Genomic DNA, 14,931 nt, shown 5'->3' with positions numbered 1-14,931 from the left:
TATTCAGAAATTTCTGAAAATACTGATGGCGGTGGCCACCGCCGGGGTGAAGCGGGGGGATGGACCCCCGCGGCCTTCACGCACAGACGGTCTGTTCTTCTCCCCGTTCGCTCTCGAGATACTCGTGTGCCGAGAGCGCCGCCTTCGCCCCATCCCCGGCGGCGACGATGATCTGTTTGGCCTTGACGCAGGTCGCGTCCCCGGCCGCAAAGATCCCGGGAACGTTCGTGTGACCGTTCTCGTCGATGAGGATCTCGTTGCGCTCATTCAGGGCCACGAGGTCTCCCAGGAACCGCGTGTTCGGCACAAGCCCGATCGCGAGGAAGAGCCCGTCCACGTCAAGGGCCGTCTCCTCCCCGGTCTCGTGGTCGCGGATCGTGATCCCGGTCAGGGCCGCCTCACCGTGGAGCTCCGTCACCTCATGGTTGAGGAAGGTCCGGATACCCGCCTCCTCGGCCCGGGCAACGTAAACCTCGTCGCACCGGAGGGCGCTCCGGGCGACCAGAACCACGGACCTCGCGAACTTCTTCATCTCGATGGCGGTCTGGAGTGCCGCGTTGCCGCCGCCGACGACGGCGACGGGCTTATCACGGAAGAGCGGGGCATCGCAGATCGCACAGATGGAGACGCCCCTCCCCATCAGCCGGTCCTCACCCGGGAGCCCCAGTCTCCGGGGTTCCTTCCCCGAGGCAAGAATGACCGTCCGGCAGCGGTAGACGTTCTCCGTGACCATCCGGACGACGAAGGAGTCGTCCTCTCGCTCGATGCTCCGGACGCTGTCGAGCTCGAGACGGACGTCGAGCCCCCGGACCTGCTCCTCGAACTTGTGGAGGAGTTCCCCTCCCGAGATCGTCGAGAACCCCATGTAGTTCTCGATCGCCCAGCTCCAGGCTGCCTGGCCGCCGATGTTCTCCGCTATGACGACGGTCTTCAAGAGTTTCCGGGCGGAGTAGACCGCGGCGGTCAGCCCGGCAGGTCCTGCGCCCACGATGGCGACATCGTAGACCGCCTTCCCGATCGGCGTTCCGAAGAGTTCCTTGAGCCTCTTCGTATCGAACCCGACGATCACCTCGTCGCCGAAGACGGTGACCGGCACCCCCCGCTGTCCCGAAACCCGGATCATCTCCCGGGCCGCCTCGCGGTCCTTCCCGACGTCGACGTGCTCGTACTCGACGCCGTGCTTCCGGAAGAACGTCTCGACCATCCGGCAGTAGGGGCAGCTCTCCGTTGTGTAGACCTTCACGCCTGCCATGGAAGTTGAGTATCTCAGGAGCCCTATTTATGTTATGAGGGTGACCGGCCCGCAAAACCCGGGCGCAACGGGGAAGACGAAAAAGAGAGTTACTGGATCTCGCGGAACATCCGTGCCGGAACCCCGCAGATCGGGCACTTCTCCGGTGCCGCCCCGATCTCGATGTTGCCGCAGACCGGGCAGAGGTAGATCGCCCCCACGTCGAGGTCGTTTCCTTCCCGGACGGCCTCGAGCGCCTGGAGGTAGAGGTTCGCGTGCACCTCTTCGGCCTTCATGGCGTGGGTGAAGACGATCGCGGCCTCGTTCTTCCGCTCCTTCTTCGCCTCGGCGACGAACGGGGGATACATCTCCATGAACTCGTGGTTCTCCCCCTCCATCGCACCTTTGAGGTTCTCCTCGGTGCTCCCGACGGCGTTCAAGATGAAGAGGAGGCGCTTTGCGTGGATGGCTTCCGCCTCGCTCGCCGCCCGGAAGAGTTTTCCTACCGTGGGGTAGCCCTCGGCGGCTGCTTTCTCGGCAAAGACCGAGTATTTCCTGTTCGCCTGGGACTCCCCGGCATACGCGTTCTGAGCGTTCTCATCAGTCGGCATAGATGGATCATTTCGAAAAGGGTCCTATTAAACCTTTCACCACTATCGCCGGAAACCCTATCCCGGGGGAGCGCCACTACCGGGAGGCATGCAAGGTAACCGGGTGCAGCGAGTCTTCATCCTCGTCCTCGCGCTGAATCTTGCCGTTGCACTCGCAAAAGCGATCTTCGGCCTGCTCGCCGGATCGGTGAGCATGGTGGCCGATGCCTTCCACTCGGGGTTCGACTCGTTCTCAAACGTCGTCGGGATCGTCGCCCTCTACTTTGCAGGGAGGCCTCCCGACCCGGAGCATCCCTACGGCCACGGCAAGATCGAGACGCTCGGGACGCTCGTCATCGGGGCGATGCTCCTCCTGACCGCGGCAGGGATCCTCTATGAGGGGTACCGGCGCCTCATCGTCCCGGTCACGCCCGATATCACCGCGGTCACCGTCGGGGTGATGCTCGCGACGCTCGCGATCAACATCGCCGTCTCCACCTACGAACGTCGGCGCGGCGAAGAGTACCAGAGCCAGATCCTGGTCGCCGACTCCCAGCACACCAGAAGCGACGTCTTCGTCTCCGTCGCGGTCATCGGGGGATTTATAGCCGTCAGGCTCGGGTTCCCGGCGGCCGACCCGCTCATCGCGTTTGCCATCGGCCTCCTCATCGCGAGGATGGGGCTTTCGATCCTCTACGACGCCGCACAGGTCCTCACCGACACGATGAACCTCCCCTGCGACCCGGCCCTCATCCGGGCGGTGGTGACGGACACTCCCGGGGTTGCCGGGTACCACGAGTTCCGGTGCCGGGGCAAACCGGGGGAAATCTTTGCCGATATTCATATCGTCGTTGATCCGGGCCTCCCGGTCTCCCGCGCCCACGATATATCCGAGGAGGTGGAGCGGCGGCTCAAAGAGACGGTGCCGGGGCTCGCTGAGGTCGTCGTCCACATCGAGCCCGACACCTCACGGTGAGGGGTTGCCGCCGGCAAGGAGGTGCCCGAGTTCACGCCCCTTCCGGTAGGCGGCTTCCATCACATCCGGCCGCGTGGTGATATCCTGGATAGTGTCCATATCGTTCTGGAGCACCTTGCCCCAGAGGGGGCAGTCGATGATCTCCCCGAACGCATGAGCGGTCATCAGGACCCCATCAAAGACGTTCGGGATGTTCATCCCCGCGATCGATATGAAGAGCATTTTGCGCTCTTTTCGCCGTTCGGGGGAGATGAAAGAGTGATTCCGGTGGTATTTGGCCATGTAGAAGACCTGGAACCGGTCGATGAAGGACTTGAGCCTGCCGGGGATGCCCATCGTCATCACCGGCGTCGCGACGATCAGGCCGTCCATCTCCCGGAACTTCCGGAAGATCTCCGTCATCTCGTCCTGGATCAGGCAGGTCTCGCTCCCCTTGCACTGGAAGAACTCCATGCAGGGCAGGACATCCATCTGCGCGACCTCGATCTTCTCGACCTCGCACCCGGCGTCCCCGGCACCCCGGATAGCCTCCTCGAGGAGGCGAGCGGTGTTTCCGTCGAGGATCGGGCTCCCGAGCAGCGCGATAACCTTCTTGGGCATGGTGCAGGGTTATGCACGACCCTATTAATAAGATGCGGGCTCCCCGGGTACGGGCCCGGATAACCGGACACCCCCCCCGATCCGGTGCTTGTCAGGTTGACAACTGCTAAATACCTTGAAATAATAGTAACAGTTCGGTGATTTTCTGTGGTTGAACCAGGAACCAGCAAAACAGCGAAGGCAGGAGAGAAGCCGGGCCCCGGCCGCTACATCTGTATCGACTGCGGGCGAGAAGTCCGTGTCGACAGCACCGATGCGGACCTCGTCAAGTGCCCGACCTGCGCCTGCGAAATGTATAACTGCTTCCCGATGACCCACATCCGGCCGGATATCAAGACCCCGGAAGACGTCATGAACCCCCCGGAAAGGAAGAAATAATCAGAACTATGAGGTGAGAAGGATGGTGAATGTCTCGGCAAAAGGACAGGTCTACCATTGCGAGATCTGCGGAAATGTGGTCCAGGTGATGGAGGCCGGCGGCGGAGAACTGGTCTGCTGCGGCGAGCCGATGGTGCTTGAGGAGTGATCGGCATGGAAGAGAAGAGACTCGAAGAGAAGATCGGGAAGGTTCCCGAGATCTTCAAGGAGCTGAAGCAGACCGACCCCGACCTCTATGGGAAGGTCATGGGGCTCGACCAGGTGATCTGGGCCGACGGCGCCCTCTCGAGACAGACGAAGAAAGTCATCGCGATCGCAATCGCCGCAGCACTCCGGGACGGACACGCCGTCCGGGCGCAGATGGCCGGTGCCGCGAACCTCGGCGTATCGAAGGAAGAGATCGAGGAGGGGCTTCGGGTTGCGTTCCTGCTCGCGGGGATGCCGGCCTATGTCCACGGCAAGACCGCTCTCGAGGAGTACCTGGGCAACCGCCCGAGGAGATAGTCATGGAACCCGAAGCAGTACTCCAGATGCCGGTTATCGGGGAGAAAGCACCGGAGTTCGACGCGCTGACCACCCAGGGACGCCTGAAACTCTCCGATCTCAAGGGAAAGTGGGTCATCCTCTTCTCCCACCCGGCCGACTTCACGCCGGTCTGCACGACGGAGTTCATGGCGTTTGCCGGGATCGCCGACGAACTCAAGGGACTGAACGTCCAGCTCGTCGGCCTCTCGATCGACAGCGTCCACTCGCACCTTGCCTGGACGAGGAACATCAAGGAGAAGATGGGCGTCGAGATACCCTTCCCGATCATCGCCGACCTCGACATGAAGGTCGCCAAGACCTACGGGATGCTCCACCCCGGCCAGAGCAGCACCTCGACGATCAGGACGGTCTTCTTCATCGACGACAAAGGGATCATGCGTGCCATGCTCTACTACCCGATGTCCAACGGCCGTTCCATGCCCGAGATCCTGCGGCTCACGAAGGCCCTCCAGACCTCGGACGCGCACGGCATCGCGACGCCGGCAAACTGGGAACCCGGCGAGAAGGTGATCGTCCCGGCCCCGACGACTCCCGAGGGGATCGAGAAGCGGATGAAAGAAGGCTACGAGTGCAAAGACTGGTACCTCTGCTTCAAGAAACTCTAACCTGTACTTTTTTTGCCTTCGGGCCGACATACTCAGTATATGACCATTGACGTCCTCGCGTTTGCGACTTCCCCCCGCCGCCACGGGAACTCCGAGATCCTCCTCGACTGGGTGCTCGCGGCGATGGAGGAGCAAGGGGCTGCGGTTGAAAAGATCGTCGTCGCCGAGGCCGACATCAGGCCCTGCCGCGGGTGCAACGTCTGCGAGACGCTCAACCGGTGCGTCCAGCGGGACTACATGGACTACCTCCACGACCGGATCATCGCGGCCGACTGCATCATCCTCGCATCCCCCATCTACTGCATGGGGCTTTGCGCCCAGGCGAAGGCGCTGGTCGACCGGGCCCAGGTCTTCCGCTCCCGGAAGTACGTTCTCCACCTCCCGATCGTCCCGCCGGAGCGGAAGGGGAAGCGAGTCGGGATCTTCCTATCGACCGCCGGACAGAACTGGGATTACGTCTTTGACGCAGCGATCCCATCGGTGAAGTGCCTCTTTCACGTCGTCGATATCAGGAATACGGATATCCGGTACCTGATGGTGAACGGCGTCGACGAGAAGGGCGCGATTGAGCGCCACCCGACCGCGAAGGCCGACGCAGCGGCTCTGGCTCGGGAGGTCGTCAGACACCTGCGGGAAGTGGGCGTGGCATGAGCGAGACCGTAAAAGTCCTCGGGATCTCCGGGAGCCCCCGGCGGCACGGGAACACCGAGACCCTGCTTGACGCCGTCCTCGAGGGTGCCCGCGAGGCGGGAGGCGATGTCGAGAAGGTCGTCCTCCGGCAGCTCGACTTCACCTCGTGCCGGGGGTGCAACGCCTGTCACCGGACCGGGGTCTGCGTCATCAGCGACGACCTCACGGCGGTCCTGGAGAAGATAACCGCCGTCGACGTCCTGGTCCTCGCGTCGCCCATCTACTCGATGGGGATCACGGCGGAGGCGAAGGGGCTGATCGACCGGGCCCAGTACTTCTGGGCGCGCAAGTTCATCCTGAAGAACCTCTACTTCACGGACGAACACATCCGCCACCACAAGGGGATCTTCGTATCGACCGCAGGGCTCGGGTGGGAGAACGTCTTCGACGCGGCGTTTCCGGCACTCACGGCGTTCTTCAACACCACCGGGTTCGAGTACTGGGACAACGTCATCGCAAACGACATGGACCGCTACGGCGGGGTTGGGGGGCATCCCACCGCGCTCGCCGAGGCGCGGGAGAAAGGGCGGAGTGTGGTCGTCCTCATCAGGAAAATGCAGATCGCGGAGGAGCCCGGGGCCTGATCGTTTCCTCTCCGGGGAGCAACTATCAATAACCTTTCCCGCACGCCGATCAGGGTCGGGGGTTCAGGACAGCGTGTAATAAACGAATCAAGTAGATCTTTCCCCGATAAGAAACCGGAACCATTTAATAAAACCCCATTGAATTCACCTCCAGTAGCAGTATATAATGCTCTCGAGGAGAAGGGAAGGACCTGTATGTGACCCCCGTCGAGCCACCACAAGATCCCTGCAGTATATTGCCGGAGTACCGGATACTCGACGCGATCGACCTCGGGATCCTCCTCGTCGGTGAAGACCTCACCGTCATCCTGGCGAACGCGGCCTTCCGCCGGCTCACCGGGGGCGAACCGGAACAGGTTGTCGACGAGGTCGCCGGGCGGGTCCGGAGCGCGACCGGGGACGGGATCCCGGAGTTCGAGTGCCGGCTCCGCGCCCCGGACGGAAGGGGGGAGCGGTACCGCTGCTCGGGCCGAAGGGCGCCGTCCGGCGAGGGCTGGCTGCTCTTCTTTCGCAAAACACCGGACGACTACGAGAAGATCGTCGAGTATACCGGGACGGCAACGATCCTGATCGAAGGCGACGGCACCATAACGCTCGCGAACACGGAGTTCGAGCGGCTCTCCGGGTATTCGCGGGATGAGATCGTCGGGGTAAAGCGGCTGACCGAGTTCATCGCCTCCGACGACGAGCGAGAACGGATCGCAGGGTATCACGCCCTCCGCCGACAGGAACCCGGAACCACGCCGATGAACTACTCCTTCTCGTTCGTCGACCGTTCCGGCACCATCCACGTCGTCGAGGTCACCATCGGCCTGATACCGGGAACGAACCGCTCGGTGATGTCGCTCCTCGACGCGACCGGGCGGAGACGCGCGGAGCGGGCGCTGCAGGAGAGCGAGGAGCGGCTGAACCTCGCGCTCTCGGCGACAAACGACGGGCTGGTCGACTGGGACGTCGGTTCCGGCGCAATATTTTACAGTCCCCGGGGTTTCACGATGCTCGGCTACGCGCCGGGGGCGTTCGTGCCCACGATCCCCACGATTCTCGCGCTCGTTCATCCGGAGGACCGCGACCGCGTGGAGGCGGCGCTCGCCGGGATGGCCGCAGGAGTTCGCGACCGCTGCGAGATGGAGTTCCGGATGAAGTCCGCATCGGGGGAATGGGTCTACGTGCTCGACCGGCTCCAGGTGGTCACGCGCGACGAGAGCGGGACGCCGCTCCGGATCGCCGGGACGCACTCCGATATCACGGAGAGGAAGGAAGCGGAGAAGGAACTCCTGATCGGGAAGGTGTCGCTTGAGTCGTCGTTTGCCGCGATCGCCATCGCCGACCTCGACGGCACTATCACCCATGTCAACCCATCACTGCTCGCGATGGGCGGGCTGACCGACCCTGGAGAGGTTCTCGGCCGGCATCTCACGGAGTTCTGGGTAGAGCCGGCGAAGGTCGAGCGGGCGCTTGCGACGTTTGCGGAGCGCGGCAGGTGTACCGGGAAACTGACCGGCAAAAAAGCCGACGGAACGGAATTTACCGCCCATATTACCGCGACCATTCTCAAGGATGACTCGGGAACCCCGATCTGCATCATGGCCACCGCCGTCGATATCACCGAGGAGACGCGCATGGCGCAGGCGCTCAGGGAGAGCGAGGAGCGCTACCGGACGCTTGCGGAACTGGCGCCGGACGTCATCTTCCTCGTCGATAGTGACGGGATCGTCCACTACGTGAACAGTGCCGGCGGCCGCCTGCTCGGCACGGATCCGGAGAAACTGCAGGGAAAAAACATCAGGGAACTGTTTCCGCCCGACGTCGCGGAGAGGTGGATCGCGGCGCTCCTGGCCGCAGCAGAGCAAGGAGGGGGGCCTTTCAGCGATGAGACCCTGATCCCGGGGGAGGCGGGAGGTTTCTGGCTCGAGACACGCCTCATCCCGACGCCGGGAAGCGACGGGACCGTCCGGCGCCTGCTGGGGATCAGCCGCGACGTCACCGGCCGGAAGCGGGCCGAAGAGCAACTCCGGTTCCAGGCCCGGGTGCTCTCGCAGGTGGAGGACGCCGTGATCGCGGCCGACGCAGAGGGGCGGATCATCTTCATGAACCGGGCAGCAGAACGGCTTTACGACGTTCCTTCTGGCGAGGCTCTCGGCCGGCACACCTCGGAACTCTTCACTATCGAGTGGGCCCGCCCGGACGACGAGGAGGCGGCGAAAAACGCTCTCCAATCATCCGGAACCTGGCGCGGCGTCGTCAGCCACCACAAGAGGGGCGGAGAGGTCATATTCGTCGACGAGACGCTCAGCACCCTGAACGACGATTCCGGGTGGATTACCGGGAGGCTCTATTTCCTCCGCGATGTGACCCGGCAACGGCAGGCCGAACTCGAACTCTGGATCAAGGATATGGCGATAGCGTCGGCGCTCGAAGGGATCTCTCTTTCCGACCACGACGGGAAGATCATCTACGCCAACCGCGCCTCCCTCGCCATACACGGGTGGGAGGAGGAGGAGATCGTCGGGCAGCCGGTCTCGGTGCTCTGGGGGGACCCGGGAGAGATGAACCGGATCAGAGAGGAACTCGTCCGGAACGGCGCCTGGTCCGGGGAGGTGAAATCGCGACGAAAAGACGGATCGACCTTCCCCATGCAGCTCGCCCTCTCCGTCGTCACCGATGAAGCGGGCAGGCCGATCTGCACGATGGGGTCGGGGATCGATATCACCAGGCGGAAAGAGGCCGAGCGGGAACTCAGGATCCGGGATATGGCAATCGCGTCATCTTCAAGCGCGTTCACCATCGCCGATCCTGACGGCCGCCTGACCTACGTCAACCAGGCGTTTCTCACCATGTGGGGCTACGACTCTCCAGCCGAGGTTCTCGGCAAGCGGGTCACGGAACTCTGGCAGAACGAGGAGAACGCCATAAACGCACTCCGGAAGATCGTCCGCACCGGCCGGCACACCGGCGAACGGATCGGCAGGAGGCGGGACGGGACGACGTTCTATGCCATGTTCTCCGGGACCCTGGTCCGGGACAGCGACGGAGTTCCCATCTGCATCACGGCCTCGCTCACCGATATCACCGGCCAGAAAGAGGTCGAAGCGAAGATCAAGGGCCATAACCGGGCGCTTTCGGTCTTAAACCAGATCATCGGGGTATCGACGTCCGCGACGGATATCGACGAGATGCTGGAGAGCGTACTTGCGGCGACCCTCGCCCTCCTCGACCTTGCGGGCGGCGGCATCTATCTGGTCGAGCCCGGAAGGCAGAGGGCAAGGCTCGTCTGCACGTACGGGCTGCCGGAAGGCTTCCCCGCGCGGCCGTGCATCCCGGACATCGCCGCTCCGCCCTATGCGGATGTGCTGGTTGCAGGAGAGCCCCGGTTCTACGACGATCACCCGGGGGAGGGCGGCGAGACACCGCACCCTTACGCCAGCATCCCGATCATGGCGCACGACAGGATCATCGGGGCCCTGAACGTGGTCTCCGAGAGCGGCGGCCGGTTCACGGACGCCGACCGTTCTCTTCTTACGGCCATAGGGAGGGAGATCGGCACCTCCGTCGAGCGCACCATGCTGATCCGGCAGCTCGAGATGGCCGAACGGGAGGCAAACCTCTACCTCGATATCCTCAGCCACGACATCAGGAACGCCGAGAACGTCTCAGGCCTCTACACCGATCTCCTCGTCGAGACGCTTGACGGGGAGACGAAGGGGTATGCCCAGAAACTCCAGGCCAGCATCCGGAAGAGCATCGAGATCTTGCGAAACGTCTCGACGATCCGCCGGATTCACCAGGAGTCGACCGTACTCGGGCCGGTCGACCTTGATCGGGTGATCCGCGAGGAGATCGGGATGTTCCCGGAGATCCGCTTCTGTTATGACGGCACGGATCTTGCGGTCATGGCCGATGCACTCCTCTCCGAGGTCTTCACGAACCTGATCGGGAACGCCATCAAGTTCGGGGGCCCGGCGGTCGAGATCACGATCCGGGTGGAGGCGCGGGACGGCGAGGTCCAGGTCTCCGTCGAGGATACCGGGCCGGGGGTGCCCGACGCGATGAAAGAGTCCATATTCATGCGGTTCGGGCAGAGCAAGCACCGGAAGAGCGGGCAGGGTCTCGGTCTCTATATCACCCGGATGCTGGTATCACGCTACGGCGGCCGGGTCCGGGTCGGCGACCGGGTGCCGGGCCGGCCGGAATGCGGTGCGGCGTTCCGGTTTTCGCTGAGACGATCCTGAAAACAGGTGGGCCGATCCCTCAGAGGAGGAGGGACCAGAAGAGGAGCCCGGCGGAGGCGACGATGAGGACGGCAAAGACGGCCGGGCTCCAGGCGAGGACCTTGCGCCCGTCGAGGACGCTGATCGGGAGCATGTTGAACGTGGCGATCATGGCGTTGACCCGGAGCCCGACGAGGCCCACGAGGCCGAGGAGCCCGCCGCCGGAGAGCAGCACGAGAGCCGCGAAGGGTATGCAGAGGACGAGATTCGTGATCGGCCCCGCCGCCGATATCCGCCCGTTCTCCCCCTTCGTCGCGTTCCCGTAGACATACGTCGCTCCCGGCGCCGCAAAGACGACCCCGACGAGCGCCGCCATCACCACGGCGATGAGGAGCATCTGGTTGTCCTTCTTGAACTCGGCCCAGTAGCCGTAGCGCATGGCGGCGAACTTGTGCGCCAGCTCGTGGAGGACGAAGGCGACCCCCACCGTGACGAGCGACATCACGAAGAGGAGGAGGAAGGTATTGACGTCCACTCCGCCCCGAACGTAGAGCAGGGTGAAGGCGATCGATATGGCAAGCCACGCGATCAGGAGGTCCCGGCGCTCGCGTGGCGGTAGACGTTGCAGCATCCGGTACCAGGTTTGTGCCGGCACGATAATACCTTTCGCTTCCCCGGGCCGTCAGGTTTATTCCCCGGCCGCGGCCAACCATGGAGTATGTCCCTTGACGCCGTCAGGAACGATATCCGCGAGATCGATGAGAAGATCGTCGATCTGGTTGCAAAGCGGCAGAGACTCGCGGCCGAGGTCGCCCGGATCAAGCAGGAGAAGAGCCTTCCCATCCACGACGGCCCGCAGCGCAAGGCGGTCCTCGACCGGGTCTTCACCTACGCCGTCGAGAGCCGGATCGACCCGGTCGCCGTGCGGCGGATCTTTGAGATCCTGGTCGATATGAGCGAGGAGCGGCAGCGGGAGTGCAGCGGCGACGGCAACCTGCCGTGAGAAAAAAGGGTTATTGGGTGAGCATCGTCCCGACACCCTGGTCGGTGAAGAGCTCGAGGAGCAGGTTGTGTTCTTTGTTGCCGTTCACGACGTGGGCGCTCGTAACACCGTTTCTGACCGCCTTCATACAGCCTTCGAGTTTCGGGATCATCCCCCCGGCGATGACCCCCTCGCCGATCATCGCCTCCGCTTCAGTGAGCGCGAGCCGGTGGTAGACCATCGTCCGGCCGGCATCCATCACGCCGTCGACGTCGGTGAGGTTGACCAGCTTGAACGCGCGAAGAGCGATCGCGATCTCGGCCGCCGCCGTATCGGCGTTGATGTTCAGGCTCCGGCCCTGCCGGTCGATGGCGATCGGGGCCACGACCGGGATGTAGTTCTGGGCGAGGAGGCAGTGGAGCACCTCGGGGTCGACCTCCTCGATCTCGCCGACCTGGCCGAGGTCCACCTCCTGCATGACCTCCCCGACCTTCACCCGCTGGGGCTCCATCTTCCGGGCGATGAGGAGGTTGCCGTCGTTGCCGGAGATCCCGACCGCCCGGGTGCCGCAGTTGGCGATGAGAGAGACGATCCCGTCGTTGATCTTCCCCACCAGGACCATCTGGGCGATCTCGAGGGTCTCGGCGTCCGTGATCCGCAGGCCGCCGACGAACTTCGGCTCCTTGCCCAGCGCCTGCATCTTCGCGGTGATCTCGGGGCCGCCGCCGTGGACCAGGACGACCTTCATCCCCACGTAGCGGAGGAGGACGGCGTCGCGGATCACCGTCTCGAGAATGTTCTGGTCGACCATCGCGTGGCCGCCGAGCTTGATCACGATCGTCTTGCCGTAAAACTTCTGGATGTAGGGGAGTGCCTCCATCAGCACGTCTTCGCGTTTCATGTCGTGTACTTCCCGTTGATCTCTACGTACTTCTCGGTGAGGTCGCATCCCCACGCCGTCGCCTTCCCGTCGCCCGCGGCAAGGTCGAGGTCGAACGCGACGGTATCGCCGCGCATCGCGGCCTTCGCCTGCACGAGGTCGGCGACGATCTCGCCGCGGAGGACGAGCGGCGTCCCCCCGACCCGGAGGGAGACCGCGTAGGGGTCGAACGCCACGCCGGCCCTCCCGGCCGCCGCGACCACCCGGCCCCAGTTCGGGTCTTCGCCGTAGACGGCGGTCTTGACGAGCGGGGAGGCGACGATCGTCCGCGCCACCTCCGCGGCCGCGTCCTCGTCGGGAGCGCCGCGGACGGTCACCGCGAGGAGTTTCGTCGCGCCTTCGCCGTCGCGGGCGATCTGGACGGCAAGGTCGCGGCAGACAGCCTCGATCGCCTTCGCGAGTTCGTCCCGATCCACGTTCCCTGCGGCACCGGTCGCGGTGCAGAGGGCGACGTCGTTCGTGCTCGTGTCCCCGTCGACGACGACCCGGTTGAAGGACCGCCGGGTTGCCTGCCGGAGGATCTCCTGGAGGACCGGTCCCTCGACCTCCGCATCGGTGTAGAGGAACGCAAGCATCGTCCCCATGTTGGGGGCGATCATCCCGCTCCCCTTGGTGATCCCGCCGACGGTAAACGACTCCGTCTCGACGAGGGCGTGCTTTGCGAAGGTATCGGTGGTCATGATCGCCTTCGCCGCCGCGTCCTCGGCGTCACCGCTCCGGGCAAGCAGCGGGGCGACCCGCCCGCACTGGTCCCGGATCAGGGGGAGATCGAGGTAGCGGCCGATCACCCCGGTGCTCGCGACACCGACCGACGCCGGGTCGAGGCCGAGGGCTCCGGCCGCGATGGTGCACATCTCCACCGCGTCGCGGTATCCCCGCTCGCCGGTGTAGGCGTTCGCGCACCCGCTGTTCACGACGACGGCGTCAAGAGTGCCTCGCTCCATCCGTTCCATCATCACCTCGACCGGGGCCGCCCGGACCTTGTTCGACGTGAAGACCCCGGCCGCCGTCCCGCTCGCCCGGATCAGGGCGAGCCCGAACTTTCCTTCCTTGATCCCCCAGGCACCGACGCCTTCGACTCCACAGATACTCTTCATGCTTCTTCTCCCGATGACACCCCGATACCCCGGACGATGTCGGCCCGGGTGACGATCCCGACGAGTCTTCCGTCGCGGAGCACCGGGAGGCGTGCGATCCCCTCGTGGAGCATCTGAGACGCCGCGTCGACGATATCGGCATCCTCGTCGATGGCGACGACCGGGCTGCTCATCACCCGCCGCACTTCCATCTCCCCGATATCGGCAAGCGCCCGCTTCGTCTTCTCCCAGTTGATGAACTCCCGGACCGGGACCTCGATCACCTCGAGCGGCGAGGGGAGCCAGAGGTCGTCGGAGAGGTCGCCGACATCCAGGAGCGAGAGGATATCGGTCTCGGTGACGATTCCCGCCACCCGGTCGCCGTCCATCACGGGGAGCCCGCCGATATGGTACTTCCGGAGCAGTCCCGCCGCCTCGCGCACCGTTGAAGCGACCCGGACGGTCACGGGGTCCGGGGTCATGATCTCCCTGACCTTCATCGCCATCACCTCACGGGAGCATCCCGGCGCTGCGGAGACCGTCGTTCTCCGCAAACCCGCACATCAGGTTCATGTTCTGGATCGCCTGACCACTCGCGCCTTTGACCAGGTTGTCGATCGCCGAGACCGCGACGACCCGGTCGCCCTCGCTCTCGACGGCCACGTCGCAGAAGTTCGTCCCCCGGACGGCGGCGAGCGTGGGTTTCTGGTAGCGGACGAAGAACTCGTCTGCATAGAACTTCTTGTAGAGCGCCTCGACCTCGGCCTGCTCCATCGGCTCGTTGAGGAGGATGTGGGCCGTCGTGAGGATCCCGCGGTTCACCGGGAGGAGGTGGGGCGTGAAGTAGCACCGGGCGGTCGAGCCGAGCCGGGCGGCCTCCTGCTTCATCTCGGCAAGGTGGCGGTGGCTCGTCCACTTGTAGGCGCTGAAGGTGTCGCCGACGTTTCCGTAGTGGGTGGTCGCGGAGGGCGTGTTCCCCGCCCCGGAAACCCCGGTCTTTGAGTCGTAGATGATGGTGTGGGCGTATTTGGCAAGCGGGGCCGCGGCAAGGGTCGCTCCCGTCGGGAAGCAACCGGGGTTCGCGACGAAGGAGGCGCCGCGGACCTCGTCCCGGTGGAGCTCGCAGAGGCCGTACGGGGCCTCGAAGTAGGCTTCGTGGACCACGCCGTAGGTCTTCTCGTAGACGTCTTTCGCCAGCCGGTAGTCGGCCGAGAGGTCGACGGTCTTGATCCCCCGTTCCGCAAGCGTCCCGGCAACCTTCATCGCCGCCGTGTGCGGCACGGCGAGGAAGGCGAAGTCGGCATCGATATCGCCGGCCTCGGTGTTCCGGAAGACGAGATCGGTCAGCCCCCGGAGATGGGGGTGGACCGAGGCGACGGGGGTGCCGTCCAGCTTCCGGGACGTCGCCGCGACGACATCCGCGGACGAGTGGTGCAGCAAAAGCCGCATTAACTCGCCGCCGGTATATCCGGATGCACCGATGATCGCAATTTCCATACGAAAGAGGTGTCTTTTCTAGAAT

At 64.2% G+C, this 14,931-nt stretch carries 17 protein-coding genes; 9 read left to right on the top strand and 8 right to left on the bottom strand.

The window, feature by feature from the left end; all coding sequences use genetic code 11:
* Positions 1 to 76 precede the first annotated feature (76 nt).
* Positions 77 to 1,252, bottom strand: coding sequence for an FAD-dependent oxidoreductase (locus BRA49_RS05260; protein ID WP_292384127.1), 1,176 nt, complete (start codon positions 1,250 to 1,252; stop codon positions 77 to 79).
* An 89-nt stretch (positions 1,253 to 1,341) separates the two neighbouring features.
* Entirely contained in the window at positions 1,342 to 1,842 is a 501-nt protein-coding gene (locus tag BRA49_RS05255; protein WP_292384125.1) for a rubrerythrin family protein, read from the bottom strand.
* Positions 1,843 to 1,930: 88 nt separating this feature from the next.
* On the opposite strand from BRA49_RS05255, the gene BRA49_RS05250 reads away from it, so the two are divergent.
* Positions 1,931 to 2,797 (top strand): cation diffusion facilitator family transporter, encoded by an 867-nt coding sequence (locus BRA49_RS05250; protein ID WP_292384123.1) that lies wholly within the window; start codon positions 1,931 to 1,933, stop codon positions 2,795 to 2,797.
* Here BRA49_RS05250 and BRA49_RS05245 read toward each other — a convergent pair.
* On the bottom strand, positions 2,789 to 3,397 hold the full coding sequence (locus BRA49_RS05245) for a flavodoxin family protein (protein WP_292384122.1): 609 nt from the start codon (positions 3,395 to 3,397) through the stop codon (positions 2,789 to 2,791). The genes BRA49_RS05250 and BRA49_RS05245 overlap by 9 nt on opposite strands.
* Positions 3,398 to 3,544: 147 nt before the next feature.
* Here BRA49_RS05245 and BRA49_RS05240 point away from each other — a divergent pair, with 147 nt between their 5' ends.
* From BRA49_RS05240 to BRA49_RS05210, 7 genes are all read left to right on the top strand, one after another.
* Positions 3,545 to 3,775 carry a hypothetical protein gene (locus tag BRA49_RS05240; RefSeq protein ID WP_292384121.1) on the top strand — a complete coding sequence of 77 codons (231 nt, stop codon included), beginning with the start codon at positions 3,545 to 3,547 and terminating at the stop codon, positions 3,773 to 3,775.
* 22 nt (positions 3,776 to 3,797) lie between these two features.
* The gene (locus BRA49_RS05235) at positions 3,798 to 3,923 is read left to right on the top strand and encodes a desulfoferrodoxin FeS4 iron-binding domain-containing protein (RefSeq protein ID WP_292384119.1); all 126 of its coding nucleotides are present in this window, start codon (positions 3,798 to 3,800) and stop codon (positions 3,921 to 3,923) included.
* 5 nt (positions 3,924 to 3,928) lie between these two features.
* Positions 3,929 to 4,279 (top strand): carboxymuconolactone decarboxylase family protein, encoded by a 351-nt coding sequence (locus tag BRA49_RS05230; RefSeq protein WP_292384118.1) that lies wholly within the window; start codon positions 3,929 to 3,931, stop codon positions 4,277 to 4,279.
* Positions 4,280 to 4,281: 2 nt separating this feature from the next.
* On the top strand, positions 4,282 to 4,926 hold the full coding sequence (locus BRA49_RS05225; RefSeq protein ID WP_292384116.1) for a peroxiredoxin: 645 nt from the start codon (positions 4,282 to 4,284) through the stop codon (positions 4,924 to 4,926).
* A 39-nt stretch (positions 4,927 to 4,965) separates the two neighbouring features.
* Positions 4,966 to 5,577, top strand: coding sequence for a flavodoxin family protein (locus BRA49_RS05220; RefSeq protein ID WP_292384114.1), 612 nt, complete (start codon positions 4,966 to 4,968; stop codon positions 5,575 to 5,577).
* Positions 5,574 to 6,200 carry a flavodoxin family protein gene (locus BRA49_RS05215; protein WP_292384113.1) on the top strand — a complete coding sequence of 209 codons (627 nt, stop codon included), beginning with the start codon at positions 5,574 to 5,576 and terminating at the stop codon, positions 6,198 to 6,200. Before BRA49_RS05220 ends, BRA49_RS05215 begins: the two co-directional genes overlap by 4 nt.
* A 197-nt stretch (positions 6,201 to 6,397) precedes the next feature.
* A complete protein-coding gene (locus BRA49_RS05210; RefSeq protein ID WP_292384111.1) occupies positions 6,398 to 10,432 on the top strand; it encodes a PAS domain S-box protein in 4,035 nt (1,344 codons plus the stop codon).
* A 19-nt stretch (positions 10,433 to 10,451) separates the two neighbouring features.
* Here the strand turns inward: BRA49_RS05210 and BRA49_RS05205 are convergent, their stop codons facing one another.
* Positions 10,452 to 11,042, bottom strand: coding sequence for a site-2 protease family protein (locus BRA49_RS05205; RefSeq protein WP_292384109.1), 591 nt, complete (start codon positions 11,040 to 11,042; stop codon positions 10,452 to 10,454).
* An 87-nt stretch (positions 11,043 to 11,129) separates the two neighbouring features.
* Here BRA49_RS05205 and BRA49_RS05200 point away from each other — a divergent pair, with 87 nt between their 5' ends.
* Positions 11,130 to 11,414 (top strand): chorismate mutase, encoded by a 285-nt coding sequence (locus BRA49_RS05200; RefSeq protein WP_292384107.1) that lies wholly within the window; start codon positions 11,130 to 11,132, stop codon positions 11,412 to 11,414.
* Positions 11,415 to 11,424: 10 nt separating this feature from the next.
* On the opposite strand, the gene argB is transcribed toward BRA49_RS05200, so the two are convergent.
* Genes argB through argC form a run of 4 tightly spaced genes read right to left on the bottom strand, consistent with a single transcriptional unit; the run spans position 11,425 to position 14,906 of the window.
* Entirely contained in the window at positions 11,425 to 12,294 is an 870-nt protein-coding gene (gene argB / locus BRA49_RS05195; RefSeq protein WP_292384105.1) for an acetylglutamate kinase, read from the bottom strand.
* Positions 12,291 to 13,430, bottom strand: coding sequence for a bifunctional glutamate N-acetyltransferase/amino-acid acetyltransferase ArgJ (gene argJ, locus BRA49_RS05190; protein ID WP_292384103.1), 1,140 nt, complete (start codon positions 13,428 to 13,430; stop codon positions 12,291 to 12,293). Before argJ ends, argB begins: the two co-directional genes overlap by 4 nt.
* The gene (locus tag BRA49_RS05185) at positions 13,427 to 13,909 is read right to left on the bottom strand and encodes a CBS domain-containing protein (protein ID WP_292384102.1); all 483 of its coding nucleotides are present in this window, start codon (positions 13,907 to 13,909) and stop codon (positions 13,427 to 13,429) included. The genes argJ and BRA49_RS05185 overlap by 4 nt, the downstream gene beginning before the upstream one ends.
* Before the next feature lie 10 nt (positions 13,910 to 13,919).
* Positions 13,920 to 14,906 (bottom strand): N-acetyl-gamma-glutamyl-phosphate reductase, encoded by a 987-nt coding sequence (gene argC, locus BRA49_RS05180; RefSeq protein ID WP_292384100.1) that lies wholly within the window; start codon positions 14,904 to 14,906, stop codon positions 13,920 to 13,922.
* Between the last annotated feature and the right edge of the window lie 25 nt (positions 14,907 to 14,931).

The organism is Methanoculleus sp. UBA430 (assembly GCF_002506585.1).
In the GTDB taxonomy this organism is placed as follows: Archaea; Halobacteriota; Methanomicrobia; order Methanomicrobiales; family Methanoculleaceae; genus Methanoculleus.
The sequence above is the reverse complement of the archived record's forward strand: the minus strand, read 5'-3'. Positions and strand labels throughout refer to the sequence as shown.

What these genes read in the sequence shown, in the direction of transcription:
- BRA49_RS05260 (WP_292384127.1), bottom strand. Translation starts at nt 1,252, where the DNA reads ATGGCAGGCGTGAAGGTCTACACAACGGAGAGCTGCCCCTACTGCCGG.
- BRA49_RS05255 (WP_292384125.1), bottom strand. Translation starts at nt 1,842, where the DNA reads ATGCCGACTGATGAGAACGCTCAGAACGCGTATGCCGGGGAGTCCCAG.
- BRA49_RS05250 (WP_292384123.1), top strand. Translation starts at nt 1,931, where the DNA reads ATGCAAGGTAACCGGGTGCAGCGAGTCTTCATCCTCGTCCTCGCGCTG.
- BRA49_RS05245 (WP_292384122.1), bottom strand. Translation starts at nt 3,397, where the DNA reads ATGCCCAAGAAGGTTATCGCGCTGCTCGGGAGCCCGATCCTCGACGGA.
- BRA49_RS05235 (WP_292384119.1), top strand. Translation starts at nt 3,798, where the DNA reads ATGGTGAATGTCTCGGCAAAAGGACAGGTCTACCATTGCGAGATCTGC.
- BRA49_RS05230 (WP_292384118.1), top strand. Translation starts at nt 3,929, where the DNA reads ATGGAAGAGAAGAGACTCGAAGAGAAGATCGGGAAGGTTCCCGAGATC.
- BRA49_RS05225 (WP_292384116.1), top strand. Translation starts at nt 4,282, where the DNA reads ATGGAACCCGAAGCAGTACTCCAGATGCCGGTTATCGGGGAGAAAGCA.
- BRA49_RS05220 (WP_292384114.1), top strand. Translation starts at nt 4,966, where the DNA reads ATGACCATTGACGTCCTCGCGTTTGCGACTTCCCCCCGCCGCCACGGG.
- BRA49_RS05215 (WP_292384113.1), top strand. Translation starts at nt 5,574, where the DNA reads ATGAGCGAGACCGTAAAAGTCCTCGGGATCTCCGGGAGCCCCCGGCGG.
- BRA49_RS05205 (WP_292384109.1), bottom strand. Translation starts at nt 11,042, where the DNA reads ATGCTGCAACGTCTACCGCCACGCGAGCGCCGGGACCTCCTGATCGCG.
- BRA49_RS05200 (WP_292384107.1), top strand. Translation starts at nt 11,130, where the DNA reads ATGTCCCTTGACGCCGTCAGGAACGATATCCGCGAGATCGATGAGAAG.
- argB (WP_292384105.1), bottom strand. Translation starts at nt 12,294, where the DNA reads ATGAAACGCGAAGACGTGCTGATGGAGGCACTCCCCTACATCCAGAAG.
- argJ (WP_292384103.1), bottom strand. Translation starts at nt 13,430, where the DNA reads ATGAAGAGTATCTGTGGAGTCGAAGGCGTCGGTGCCTGGGGGATCAAG.
- BRA49_RS05185 (WP_292384102.1), bottom strand. Translation starts at nt 13,909, where the DNA reads ATGAAGGTCAGGGAGATCATGACCCCGGACCCCGTGACCGTCCGGGTC.
- argC (WP_292384100.1), bottom strand. Translation starts at nt 14,906, where the DNA reads ATGGAAATTGCGATCATCGGTGCATCCGGATATACCGGCGGCGAGTTA.